Below are 11,744 nucleotides of genomic sequence, written 5' to 3' on the forward strand. Positions count from 1 at the left end.
AACTAACTAGGTAATGGCTTATAAACCATAGCGGTAAATGATGTTTTGATAGCACTCATTCCACAACCAATATCCACACCGACAGCAGCCGGTATAATTGCCTCTTTGGTTGCAATTACAGAACCCACTAAGGCACCTTTTCCTAAGTGAACATCTGGCATTAATGCGACGTGCTTAAACACAAATGGTAGTGATGCTACATTCTTTGCCATCTTAGTTTCTTCTGGGCCCAAAGAGTGATTTGCCCAAGATAATACGGGTGCTGGTGTGGTAATTTCTAACTTTTCGTAGGGCATAATTTCTTCTGTTTTGGATTTTAAATTTTAGATTATGGATTGGGTATATGGCAGTGATAATTATCGCTATGGTTTATAAGCCATTACCTAGTTAGTTGTAGCAATTTAAATGTTGTATTGTCTTTCATTTGGCTCCTTCAATTTTCGTGAAGCTGAAGAACTACTTTTAGGAGTTACATTTTTATACTACAAGTGTAACAACATAGGTTACAAGAGTCAACCTATCACCACACAGAGAAAGCAGATGTTTTCCAAATGTATTAAAATTTGTAAATAAAATCACTCTGCTTAAATAGCCCCTTAAAGTTCTGACACAGTATGGCAGTGCGTCAAGATACAATCTGGGAACGTTTTTTATCCCCTGTAGTGCGTCTTTTGATTGATGAAGATGGGTTACGGCGTTACGCTAATAGTATTGACTGGGAGAAAGAGTGCGATCGCTTTCGACGAGATGATGTCATAATTCCCTCTTACTACAGCAACCAAAACTTTCACGGTATTGCAGGCGGATATCTCAATTACGGTGCAGCAGTCAGTTACGATCCAATTACCCAATATGTTGTGCCACCGAATGAAACTATTGTCCGTCAGGCTTTAGTTGATGCCGTCAAGGTAAAACCACGACGCATACTCGATTTAGGCTGCGGTACAGGTTCCACTACTTTAATGTTAAAGCAAGCTTTCCCCCAAGCAGAAGTTATTGGTTTGGATTTATCACCGTATATGCTGGTAAGGGCAGAAGATAAAGCTAGAAATGCTGGTTTAGATATACTCTGGCGACACGGAAATGCTGAAAAAACTGGCTTGAAGGACGCAACATTTGACTTAGTGACAGCTTCTTTGCTATTCCACGAAACACCAGATGCTGTGTCCCTAGCAATTCTGCGAGAAAGCTTCCGGTTGCTGGTAGCTGGAGGGCAAGTATTAATTCAAGATGGGAATCAGAAGACTCTGCGTCAGTTAGAATGGCTTAATGATGTTTTTGAGGAGCCATACATTCGTGAGTATGCTGCTGGTAGCGTAGACGCGAATATGGGTGCAGCCGGATTTGAAGCTGTGCGATCGCACGATGTATGGTGGATAAATCAGGTAACTAGCGGCATTAAACCAATAGCAACCGAAAATGTCCGTCAGTATACTCCCACATCAATAGATAATGATTTGGAGGGACTTGGATCTCCAGCGTTTGGCATAATGGCATGAGTTTAAAGGCAGTTCTCTTTGATTTTAATGGTGTGATCATTAACGATGAGCCAATCCACCTGCAACTGATAGATGAGATTCTCATTCAAGAAAATCTCCAACCTCAACGGGTGAATGAGCGTCAAGCTTCTCTAGGACGCAGCGATCGCGCTTGTTTTGGGCAACTACTCGCTAATCGTGGTAGAGTCGGTAACGAAAACTATTTAACTCAGTTGCTGTACCGCAAAGCCCAAGCCTATGTGGTGGAACTAGAGAAAATCGAGAAACTGCCTTTATATCCAGGCGTAGAAGATTTAATATTTCAGGTGCGATCGCGGAATCTGAAACTAGGTTTATATTTCTTAATCATACTAAATATTTTGTCAGCTTAAGAAACACGTGGTGAGCTTACTGTTCGGTATAGCGACGCGGCGTATAAACCCAGATATTTCCATCGCTGCGCTTGATGGTTCGGGTTTTTGTGGAACCAACGAGAATAATTGTCCGCATATCAGCGCTTGCTGGTGCTAACTGCTCAAGTGTAATTACTTTCACCGCCTGTCCTGGTCTACCAAGATTTTGCGCCAACACTACTGGTGTATCCGGTGTTCTATGTCGCAGCAAAATATTTCTCGCTTCTGCCAGTTGCCAGGTACGCTCTTTAGAAACAGGATTGTAGAAAGCAAGTACGAAATCAGCCTCGGCAGCAGCAGCAATTCGTTGTTCGATCGCAGACCAAGGCTTTAAGATGTCAGAGAGGGAAATAGCACAGAAGTCATGTCCAAGAGGCGCACCAATGGCTGCTGCTGCTGCCTGCATGGCTGAGATGCCTGGTGCTACATAAATGTCGATAGTGTCCCATTCGGGTAAGGCAAAGCGATCACATACTTCAAAAACTGCTGTTGCCATTGCATAGATACCGGGATCACCAGATGAAACTACAGCTACATATCGCCCAGATGCTGCCAAATCAAGGGCCATTTTTGCCCGTGCTTCTTCTTCGCGGTTGTCGGACTCATGCCGTTGCTTGCCATCAGCCAGAGAACCGACTAAATCCAAATAAGTTTTATAACCCACTAGGTCAGTTGCCGACTTGAGTATCTCCTTCACTTCGGGAGACATCCACTGCGACCCACCAGGGCCTGTGCCAATAATCGCTAACCGTCCGCGTGGTTGACCGATGGTGTTGGGGTCAATTGGTTGGGGGGCAATGGCGATCGCTATATCGGGAGATGAGGGGGATGAGGGGGATGAGGGGGATGAGGGGGATGTACCTGTGGCAGCGATCGCAGCTGCTTGGGCGGGGCTATAACCTTGTGATAACAGACTTTCTAGCTGATTTGGGGTAAAAAAGCGGGTAGGCACTCCCAAGGCGCTAGCTACGGCGTGGATTGCGGTATCGGCGGCGGCGGTGATGGGTGCAAATATCCCGGCGACTGATGCTCTTTCTAGTTTGGCATCAGCTAGTAGCTGCTGTACTAAAGTTACTGCATCATCAATTATGCCACTAATTGCGATCGCGATCGTTGCTGGGTGGTAGACAAGACAGTTGGCTGTAGGAGTCACCAAACGTTCCGTAACTTGAATGGTCAAATCTCCCTGTGGATCTATGGGTAGTTTACTATTGCTTAACCAAGGCGCTACTCCTTCTAACTTAACTTGTGCCCCGGCTAGCAAATCTGAGATAAATTTCTTAGCATCCTCTGGGTTTGCTAAATGGTATCCGGGGGGAGGAGATAACAGCGTTGTACCCAAACGTAAGTCGCCTGTGGTCGTAATTGCAGGTTTGACATCAAGGGCTTGGGCAATGCGACGGGCCAAATCGTTCACCCCACCAAGTCCGCCCAAGAGGGGGACAACAGCACTACCATCCTCAGCTACAGCTAGCACTGGTGGTTCTTGTTGTTTATCCGAGAGTACGGGGGCTAGCGTCCTAATTAAAATGCCGGCGGCACAAATGCCAATTAGTGGCGTTCCCTGGGCAAATAACTCGCGCAACGTCTCGCCAAAGTTAGTAAAGCTGACATCAACTCCAGATGTGCGACCCGCTAGACCGTATAGTGTCGCCCCTGGTAGGACTGTGATGATTTTGCGTGCTACTGTGACGCTATTTTGACCTAGTACTACAATGGCAGGTGCAACGTTCATCATCACTTAATTACAAATTACGAATTACGAATTATTTAATTAGCACTTTAAATAAATGTTCTTAGAAATTTGAGTACTTCTATTTTATTGTTAAATATGGCCTGAATTAAGTCACCATTATTATAGCGAATATCAATCTCGTATTTTAATGGGGGAGCAAATGTTGGTTGATTATCTGGATAATTATGAATATATTCAATAGCTTTTTCGACAGTGGCAGTTTGTTGAGATAGCCCGTGTAGGACAATGACACTTACCTGTTGGACTAGTCTAGCAAATGAATGCTCTAAGGTATTGATAAATTTATCTATCTGAAATTTTTCAAGACTTAGCATTTGATTTTTGATGTTAGTAATATCCAGCGCTGATAATTTTTTCCATTGCTCAATCTTATTTTGAAAGTCTGCTTCTAGCGTACTTTCATTGAAAGATGCATTGATACCTACAGATGTAAATGATTTAACGATGTTTTCATACTTAAGATAAAGAATTTTAAAGCCTTTAGATTCTAATTGGTTAAGCGCTCCTTGAGTAAACACACCTGCTAGAATAGCTCCTAAAAATGGGTTAAGGTGACTATAGGTATCTGCCAAAGGAATAAGCGCTCCTTCAATTTCTTGAACCTTGTTCCTAGAATGCTTGGTGTAACGCCGCCACGCAGTTTCAATAAATGCTACTGGAAAACCAAGAGTATCTTCTGTACCTCCTCGTTCCAGTACATAGTCAAGGTCATGATAGTTACCGTAGCGATCCTGCCATGATACTTTTTTAGTGATTCGTGCCTTGCGCTTTCTGTGAAAGTCTAAGTAAAAACCATGCTCATCAGCCACTTGTTGAAGTGTCTCACGAATAAATTTTTGGATGAAATGCCCTAAAATCTGACCCCATTTATGTGAAAACGACTCTGCCATTACATTTGTGAAAAAATAATTTTTGTTGTGATTACCCTATCTGTAAACCCACAAACAACCTTCGCAAAGAGGAACTCTATGCTTGCGATTTTTCCACTTCACATTTCGGTCACGAACTTTTTCAAAATTAAAAGATTTAAACCCTGCGGCTTGTGCTAATAAACCCATCCATTCAATCACCGGAATATAAACACCATAGGGAGCAGAATCGCCAATCATAAAACAAACTGTTGCAGGACTTTTGCATACTCTGCGAAGTGCTATCCAAACTCTAGCCATATCCAAAAAATAGCAGGCTATCATCAAATGATAATTCTTTTTACCTCCATGTAAATTTCGTTCTTGGAACAATTTGTGACAGGTTTCAATAATACTAGCTTTGATTGGATATAGTTCATGAGATGCTAAAACTTCATCGATGTTTACATTCTTATTGGTTACATGTTGCGAACATGAACGAATTAAGTATTGCCTCACCGCACTTTGTAAATCACCCCAACCGGAAATTTCTTTCATAAAACACATTTCTAGACGTGTAGCATCTGCATAGTCATAGTTGTTAGCATACGGTGGTGATGTGATTACTAAGTTGGCAAAATTATCAGGTACACCCTGACAAGTCCGAGCATCAGATTGAATAAGTGTAGCAACAGAAGCCGCTATTTTTCCGGTGATTCTCATATCTGTAGCTATACTCTCTGCCATTAGCCGAAAAGCAGACATTGCATCTAAAGAATATTGTTTCTTTTTATTTGGTAAAATGTACTGCCAAGGAGCAGTTCCAGCATGAGAAACATGACGAATAATTGATACAAGTGTTAACCAAACTAACTGAGATTCAGATGAATCATCAGTAAGTTTTTCCCAAGATTGGCGCAATCTATCTAGAGACTCAAGTGAAGATATACTAAAGCATTCATGAATCAGTTTTGGGTATGTATCTATACAGGGCTGAACATTTTCGGCACGTTTTATAACTTTTTCTATATGTTCAAGATAAGCATCAGCATCAGTTTGATATAAAAGTTTAGCTCTTGCTATACGCACAATAAAGGGATGAGCCTCAATTCCCAAACATTCAACTCCAAGCTTTTCAGATGCAAGTAAGGTTGTACCAGAACCAGAAAATGGATCTAAGACAGTAATTTCTCCTCGTTCTTTAGCTTGAGTAATTATAGTTTCAACCCATTGTGCAGAGAAACCTGCACTAAATCTAAACCAGCGATGAACTGGCAATTTCATGTTATTAATGAATGTAGATGAACTGTCCAAGGATTTAGAAGTGCAAGAATAAAATTCCTGAAATGGCAATTCTAATTGTTGATTCATGTGGATAGTTATTATTGTTTATGAAGCGCTCGCTGGAAAATAAATAGGTAAAATGCGGCTTTGCAATACTAGTACACAGTATCTATCGCAGTTGGTTATGTTCCTCTGTAATACCCAACTGCTTTAGAATTTAATAAAATGCATAGAAATTGTGGTTGCTCGTTCATCTGGATGTTGCCAACGATCATGGCTGCCTTTCTGTCGCACTTTTTCAAAACCGAGTTTACGCGCTACCCGTTCTAAGTCACTAGCTTTGGCTGGCATTTGCAATTACCAGTTCAACGGCTTCGGGTAGAGAACGTCCTTGTTCTTCGTATTCTTCCTGAATCATTTCAAAAACATAGACAAGTTCAGCACGGGCCTCATCTGGCGTTTGTCCCCAAGCGTGACAACCGGAAATCGCTGGTATATAGGCGACAAATGTACCATTGTTATCAGGACGGATAACAGTAGTGTAGTCTTGTAAAGACTTCATGGGGATAGCCGCAAGTTTGAGTTACACCTTTAGTTTACAGCGATCGCCTCTTTAAAAAAAATGCGATCGCTTGCTTCTTATTTCAATTACCTTTACGCTCTTTAAGGACTTGATCTAGCAAATTTCTCGCAGATTGTGCTTTAGCTAGCGCTATTTGATGGTCATTATAAGCCCGAACAAGGCGAGAAAGACTGCTCACACCTGTCTTGAGTTGCTCAAGTTCTTCACCAGCAACCAGTTCACCATCAAGCATCCGCCCGATTAACGGTTTGATGTCGCCCACTTCCTGCCGGACTTTTTGGAGTTTTTCTAGGCTACTCAGTAAGGTTTTGAGTGAGTTTAAGATGTCGTCAATATCCTGGACATCCTCTACTGCTTCCGGTAAATCTTCAATTGTCACTGTATCTTCATCTGAAATTGTAGGCAATTCCTGTGCAGACATTTCAGTTTTAACCCCATTTGGCCGTGCCATCAAAGCTTCCTCAAGGAATTTTCCTTAGTGTATCGCTGATTCAGCCTATGTTAAGCAATTTCGCCATAGCCAACCGTTGCAGTTTCCCGGTTGCACCACGAGGTAGTTGATCCAAAATGTGAATTTGCTTGGGAACTTTGAAGTCTGTCAGCATGGTTGAACAGTAAGCTAAAAGTTCTTTTTCGCTGACTTCTCCTTTGAGGACAACAGCAGCATGAATATCTTCTCCTAAAGATTTGTGGGGAACGGCAAAGGCTAAGGCTTCGGCGACGGCGGGATGGCGCAGCAAAACATCATCCACTTCTAAAGGAGAAATTTTTTCTCCACCCCGGTTAATCAATTCTTTAATGCGTCCAGTCAAGCGGAGGTAGCCGTCTGCATCCAGTGTACCCTGATCTCCTGTGCGGAACCAACCGTTTACAAAAGCTGTGGCGTTAGCTTGGGGGTTGTTTTCGTAGCCATCTATGACATTGGGTGCTTTTACCACCACCTCGCCCAAGTTTCCTTGAGATAATAGGTTGCCTTCAAAGTCCATAATGCCAACTTCCACACCGAAGCCATAACCTACAGTACCTGGTTTCCGCACTTTTGGCGGTAGAGGGTTAGTAGTCATTAAGTGAGATGCTTCAGTCATGCTGTAAGATTCAACCACAGGAGCATTAAGAGTTGCCTCTAGGTGTTCAATGATAATCGGAGGCAAGGGAGCGCTACTAGAGCGAATGAAACGAAAGCGGTTAGCTTTGACAATTTCTGTGTTGCGGCTAGCGCGGGCCAAAATTGTCTGATGCATGGTAGGCGCTGCGGAGTACCAAGTAGGTTTGTAGGTATCTACCAGTTTCCAAAACTCCAAGGCATTAAAACCATTGGGACAAATTAATGTGCCGCCCGATGCTAGAGTTGACAGCAAACAGCCCACCAATCCGTGAATGTGGAACAGGGGCATTAAACAAAGTGTAGTATCATCTGCTGTGAGTGAGTAAGCATCAATGATGTTGTTGGCTGAGGCGATTAAGTTGCGATGACGAATCGGCACACGTTTAGGACGGCTGGTAGTGCCGCTAGTGTGGAGAATCATCGCCAGATCATCAGCGTCGGGGGCTGCGGGATTCGAGGATTCTGCTGGTTCTGAGCCTGTTTTGACTAATTCAAAGCTCAATGTGCCGTCAGTGTTTACCTTGGCATTAATCAGCATCATATCGGATGTGACGGCGGCAATGGCTGCTTTTGGCGACTCAGACAATGTAATCAGTGCTTTTGCTTGGATATCTTCGTAATAAAAGGCAAATTCTTCTTGTTTGTATTTGGGATTTAAGGGTGCAGCAGTGCCATACAGGGCGGTAGCTAAAAAGGTAATAGCCATTGGTGAACCGTTAGTCATGGCAATGGCAATGCGTTCTGGCCGTTTCAATCCAAAGCTGTTGAGTTGTGATACCAGTCCAACAATATTCTCGCGCAATTGCTTATAAGTTAGCGATCGCCCCTCAGGCGTAACTAGGGCTAGATCGTTGTCTTCCCCCGCTAAAAGCTCAAATAAGTTCATTAGTTTTTCCGTCCTGTCAACGGATGATTCAATCAGTTTTAAGAATAAAGTACATGCCACGGGTAAACAACTTTTAGCCCGTCCTTTGCGACATGGTAATATTTATTACATTAAAACTGTTAATTACTATCATTGACAAATACATAACTTAATCATAGTTTAAGTAGGGTGTGCCGCACATAAATATTTGATAAATTTATCTACCCTAAATAAGCTTTTTGTTATGAGTCCTATGAAGATTACTATGCTAGGCGAAAGCTTGGAGCGTCAAGGTGGGATAGTTTCCGTGCAAAAGCTCATCCTTGAAGAAGCGACTGAAGCTACTTCTGATATTAAATTTACACATATAACTACTTTACCGAATGGCTCTGCTCTCCAGAAAGTATTAGTGTTTGTGCAGGCAATAGGAGAGTTATTTTGGAACTTATTAAATAAAAAAGCCGACCTAATTCACGTTCATGTTTCAGAGAGAGGTAGCGCTTTTCGTCACTCAATCACTAGTCTTGTTTGTTGGCTATTTCAAAAACCGCTAATTATTCATGCTCATAGTGCTGATTTTCATTTGTTTTACTCTGAGCTTCCTCAATTGCTTAAGCAATGGCTCAGTTGGTCTTTTAGGAAATGTACCCGTTTTATTGTTTTATCAGATAGCTGGAAAAAATTCTATATCGAAAATCTTGGTTTGAAGCCAGAGCAAGTTATTGTTCTTCCTAACGCGGTCAGAATTCCTGCCCAAATTCCACAGCATGTAGATTCCAACGAGGTATTTTTCTTATTTCTAGGGCGCATTGGTCAGCGCAAAGGTGCATTTGATTTAATTAACGCATTCGCTTCTATACCTGCTGGAGAGAGAAGTAAAGCAAAGTTGGTTATGGCAGGGGATGGAGAGGTAGAAAAAGCTCGTAATTTGATTCAAACTCTAAATCTTGTTGACTACATCACTATCCTTGACTGGGTAAACAAAGAAAAACGCGACGAGCTTTTAGCTAAAGCTGATGTATTTGTTTTACCTTCTTATAACGAAGGTTTACCGATGGCACTACTAGAAGCAATGAGTTGGGGTTTAGCTGTCATAACTACTAAAGTAGGAGGAATACCCGAAGTAGTTACTCAAAACCAGAATGGTTTATTACTTAATCCGGGTGACATTCAAGAGTTGTCAGAGGCAATGCAATCTTTAATTGCAGATAAAAATTTGAAAATATCTCTAGGTAATAATGCACGCATAAGTGTTAAACACCTGGATATCAACAATTATTTTGCATCCTTAAAATACATTTATGCATCAATCGTAGGTTGAGAACCATATTCTGAAGATAATTGATTACCCATAAACTTGTGTAAAGTAGACAAAAAGGAAATAACAATGAATACGAAAAGTTTCCCTGAAATAAAGTTGTTTGATACAAGATTCCATAAAGTCAAAGTACAAGAATTAATCGATTATTTAGTAGAAGCAGTAAAAAGTCCCAAAAAGACAATTGTAGAAAATGTGAATATTAGAGCTATGAATTTTGCTTATGAAAAGTCTTGGTATCGAGATTTTTTAAATAACGCAGATTTAGTATTTTGTGACGGATTTGGTGTATTGTTAGCAGCTAACTTAAGCGGTTATTCGCTGGATTCTGCACATCGCATGACAGCACCAGACTACATAGAAGATTTAGCATTGAAATGTGAAAAAGAAAATGTTTCTTTATTTTTATTAGCTGGAAAACCCGGTGTAGTGGATGAAGCAATTACAAAGTTAGTATCAATTGCACCTAACCTTCGGATAGGCGGACATCATGGTTACTTTGAGAAATCAGGAAAAGAGAATGATTTAATAATAGAAAAAATTAATAATTTTCGACCAGATATTTTATATATTGGTTTTGGTATGCCATTACAGGAAAGGTGGATTTTAGATAACTTCAATAAAATTGAAGCTCGTGTATTTTTACCTTTAGGCGCGTGTCTAGATTTTTATACTAACACTACATATCGTGGCCCCGAGTGGCTGACGAATAATGGCTTCGAGTGGTTAACACGCTTAGTTACTGAACCTACTCGTCTATGGGATCGTTATATTATAGGTAATCCATTGTTTTTTTATCGTCTATTTAAGCAAAAAATCGCTCAAAAATTGGTAGCAAATCGCTAAGGAAAACATAATTCATAATTTAAAGAGCGTGTGAACTGCTGAATCCACTGAATTTAAGACCACGCTCATAAAAATTCAGTGTAGGTTGCTGTAACCATTTTTTAAATATGAATTATGAATTAATAACTATTTGGTCATCGGATAAGCAAGATACCAAAGCAGGTTTAGCTGTTTCTACAACCTAGTAGTATGTCTGATTAAATATGATGAGTTTGTAGTAAGCACAAAGTCTGCTTAAAAATCCAGGACTCAAGTTTTTACTACGAACTTATTTACCCCTCAAAATTAATGACACAAACCGCTAGTAGTGTGTCATATCACGTCCGGTTAAACACAAGTCAATTGCGAACGGAGTGAAGCAATCGCTCCAGACGTTGTGATTGCTTCGTTTCACTTCGTTTCACTCGCAATGACATATCACAAGTAATTTATCGGACATGATATCAAATATATTTTGACGGATATCAAGACATTTGAGAAACACAAAAAACTCTTTCCCCACTCCCTACTCCCTACTCCCCACCTTCACCCGTCATTTTTGGGTTGACAGACCACTAGTGGTCTGTCCCATTAATTTTGCTGGGTAATACTCAAGTGTGATTAAATAGCAATGTGGATGGATTGGTACTCACAAGCAGACAGGCGATCGCGTGTATAAGGAAAAAGGGTGTATGAGCAAGAAGTATGAAATTAATCTCAGTGAAGAGCAGAGGCAAGAACTACTAGATCTAGTCAAAAAGGGTTCAGCGAAAGCCAGAACAATTCGTCGCGCACATACATTATTAATGGCTGCGGATGGCAAGACGGATGAGATAATAGCAGAAACGTTACACATATCAGTAGCAACAGTTGAGCGAACTCGTAAACAGTTCTGTTGTGAAAATTTAGAAGCGACATTAAAAGAGAAAAAGCGACCAGGAAAGCCACGGAAGTTAACTAATTTTGCCGAAGCATATTTAATAGCAACAACTTGTAGTGATGCACCGGCTGGCAGTACACGTTGGACTTTAAGAATGTTAGCAAACCAACTTGTGAGTCTGGAAATAGTTGATAGTTTGAGCAAAAGTACAGTTGGTAGGATATTAAAAAAAACGAGCTAAAGCCTTGGTTAAAAGAACAATGGTGCATCCCACAAATCAGTTCAGAATTCGTATACCGAATGGAAGATGTGCTTGATTTATATGCTCAACCACCTGAGCAAAAACGCCCACTAGTATGCTTTGATGAAAGGTTATGCCAATTAATTGC

General features: G+C 41.1%; 11 protein-coding genes and 2 pseudogenes. 5 read left to right on the top strand and 8 right to left on the bottom strand.

Annotated elements, in window-relative coordinates; genetic code table 11:
* Positions 1 to 29 precede the first annotated feature (29 nt).
* Positions 30 to 296 (bottom strand): annotated as a pseudogene (locus LC574_RS07560) (RtcB family protein); the annotation flags it as partial.
* A gap of 318 nt (positions 297 to 614) precedes the next feature.
* Between LC574_RS07560 and LC574_RS07565 the strand changes: the two are divergent.
* Both LC574_RS07565 and LC574_RS07570 read left to right on the top strand, forming a co-directional pair.
* Positions 615 to 1,499: a class I SAM-dependent methyltransferase gene (locus tag LC574_RS07565; protein WP_229452490.1), complete on the top strand. Its 885-nt coding sequence runs from the start codon at positions 615 to 617 to the stop codon at positions 1,497 to 1,499.
* Positions 1,496 to 1,834 (top strand): annotated as a pseudogene (locus LC574_RS07570) (HAD family hydrolase); the annotation flags it as partial. The gene LC574_RS07565 and the pseudogene LC574_RS07570, both read left to right, overlap by 4 nt.
* A 52-nt stretch (positions 1,835 to 1,886) precedes the next feature.
* Here LC574_RS07570 and cobJ read toward each other — a convergent pair.
* The 7 genes from cobJ to LC574_RS07605 all read right to left on the bottom strand — a co-directional run bounded on the left by cobJ (position 1,887) and on the right by LC574_RS07605 (position 8,353).
* Positions 1,887 to 3,629 (bottom strand): precorrin-3B C(17)-methyltransferase, encoded by a 1,743-nt coding sequence (cobJ, locus tag LC574_RS07575; protein WP_229452491.1) that lies wholly within the window; start codon positions 3,627 to 3,629, stop codon positions 1,887 to 1,889.
* Positions 3,630 to 3,673: 44 nt separating this feature from the next.
* Positions 3,674 to 4,537 (bottom strand): hypothetical protein, encoded by an 864-nt coding sequence (locus LC574_RS07580; protein ID WP_229452493.1) that lies wholly within the window; start codon positions 4,535 to 4,537, stop codon positions 3,674 to 3,676.
* 36 nt (positions 4,538 to 4,573) lie between these two features.
* A complete protein-coding gene (locus tag LC574_RS07585; RefSeq protein WP_229452495.1) occupies positions 4,574 to 5,866 on the bottom strand; it encodes a DNA methyltransferase in 1,293 nt (430 codons plus the stop codon).
* A 123-nt stretch (positions 5,867 to 5,989) separates the two neighbouring features.
* The gene (locus tag LC574_RS07590) at positions 5,990 to 6,130 is read right to left on the bottom strand and encodes a type II toxin-antitoxin system HicA family toxin (RefSeq protein WP_229452497.1); all 141 of its coding nucleotides are present in this window, start codon (positions 6,128 to 6,130) and stop codon (positions 5,990 to 5,992) included.
* A complete protein-coding gene (locus LC574_RS07595; protein ID WP_229452499.1) occupies positions 6,114 to 6,341 on the bottom strand; it encodes a type II toxin-antitoxin system HicB family antitoxin in 228 nt (75 codons plus the stop codon). Before LC574_RS07595 ends, LC574_RS07590 begins: the two co-directional genes overlap by 17 nt.
* A gap of 82 nt (positions 6,342 to 6,423) precedes the next feature.
* Positions 6,424 to 6,813 carry a hypothetical protein gene (locus tag LC574_RS07600; protein WP_229452501.1) on the bottom strand — a complete coding sequence of 130 codons (390 nt, stop codon included), beginning with the start codon at positions 6,811 to 6,813 and terminating at the stop codon, positions 6,424 to 6,426.
* A gap of 40 nt (positions 6,814 to 6,853) precedes the next feature.
* Positions 6,854 to 8,353, bottom strand: a complete 1,500-nt coding sequence (locus LC574_RS07605; RefSeq protein ID WP_229452503.1) for an acyl--CoA ligase — start codon at positions 8,351 to 8,353, stop codon at positions 6,854 to 6,856.
* Between the two features lie 187 nt (positions 8,354 to 8,540).
* On the opposite strand from LC574_RS07605, the gene LC574_RS07610 reads away from it, so the two are divergent.
* The 3 genes from LC574_RS07610 to LC574_RS07620 all read left to right on the top strand — a co-directional run bounded on the left by LC574_RS07610 (position 8,541) and on the right by LC574_RS07620 (position 11,596).
* Positions 8,541 to 9,653: a glycosyltransferase family 4 protein gene (locus LC574_RS07610; RefSeq protein WP_229452505.1), complete on the top strand. Its 1,113-nt coding sequence runs from the start codon at positions 8,541 to 8,543 to the stop codon at positions 9,651 to 9,653.
* Positions 9,654 to 9,719: 66 nt separating this feature from the next.
* On the top strand, positions 9,720 to 10,496 hold the full coding sequence (locus LC574_RS07615; RefSeq protein ID WP_229452507.1) for a WecB/TagA/CpsF family glycosyltransferase: 777 nt from the start codon (positions 9,720 to 9,722) through the stop codon (positions 10,494 to 10,496).
* Positions 10,497 to 11,167: 671 nt separating this feature from the next.
* Positions 11,168 to 11,596, top strand: a complete 429-nt coding sequence (locus LC574_RS07620; RefSeq protein ID WP_229452509.1) for a helix-turn-helix domain-containing protein — start codon at positions 11,168 to 11,170, stop codon at positions 11,594 to 11,596.
* Positions 11,597 to 11,744: the final 148 nt, after the last annotated feature.

Source organism: Nostoc sp. CHAB 5715 (genome assembly GCF_020829685.1).
Classification (GTDB): domain Bacteria; phylum Cyanobacteriota; class Cyanobacteriia; order Cyanobacteriales; family Nostocaceae; genus Nostoc.

Excerpts from the sequence above, each read along its gene's own strand:
- LC574_RS07590 (WP_229452497.1), bottom strand. The coding sequence starts at position 6,130 with ATGCCAGCCAAAGCTAGTGACTTAGAACGGGTAGCGCGTAAACTCGGT.
- LC574_RS07615 (WP_229452507.1), top strand. The coding sequence starts at position 9,720 with ATGAATACGAAAAGTTTCCCTGAAATAAAGTTGTTTGATACAAGATTC.
- LC574_RS07620 (WP_229452509.1), top strand. The coding sequence starts at position 11,168 with ATGAGCAAGAAGTATGAAATTAATCTCAGTGAAGAGCAGAGGCAAGAA.
- LC574_RS07605 (WP_229452503.1), bottom strand. The coding sequence starts at position 8,353 with ATGAACTTATTTGAGCTTTTAGCGGGGGAAGACAACGATCTAGCCCTA.
- LC574_RS07580 (WP_229452493.1), bottom strand. The coding sequence starts at position 4,537 with ATGGCAGAGTCGTTTTCACATAAATGGGGTCAGATTTTAGGGCATTTC.
- LC574_RS07585 (WP_229452495.1), bottom strand. The coding sequence starts at position 5,866 with ATGAATCAACAATTAGAATTGCCATTTCAGGAATTTTATTCTTGCACT.
- LC574_RS07600 (WP_229452501.1), bottom strand. The coding sequence starts at position 6,813 with ATGGCACGGCCAAATGGGGTTAAAACTGAAATGTCTGCACAGGAATTG.
- LC574_RS07565 (WP_229452490.1), top strand. The coding sequence starts at position 615 with ATGGCAGTGCGTCAAGATACAATCTGGGAACGTTTTTTATCCCCTGTA.
- cobJ (WP_229452491.1), bottom strand. The coding sequence starts at position 3,629 with ATGATGAACGTTGCACCTGCCATTGTAGTACTAGGTCAAAATAGCGTC.
- LC574_RS07595 (WP_229452499.1), bottom strand. The coding sequence starts at position 6,341 with ATGAAGTCTTTACAAGACTACACTACTGTTATCCGTCCTGATAACAAT.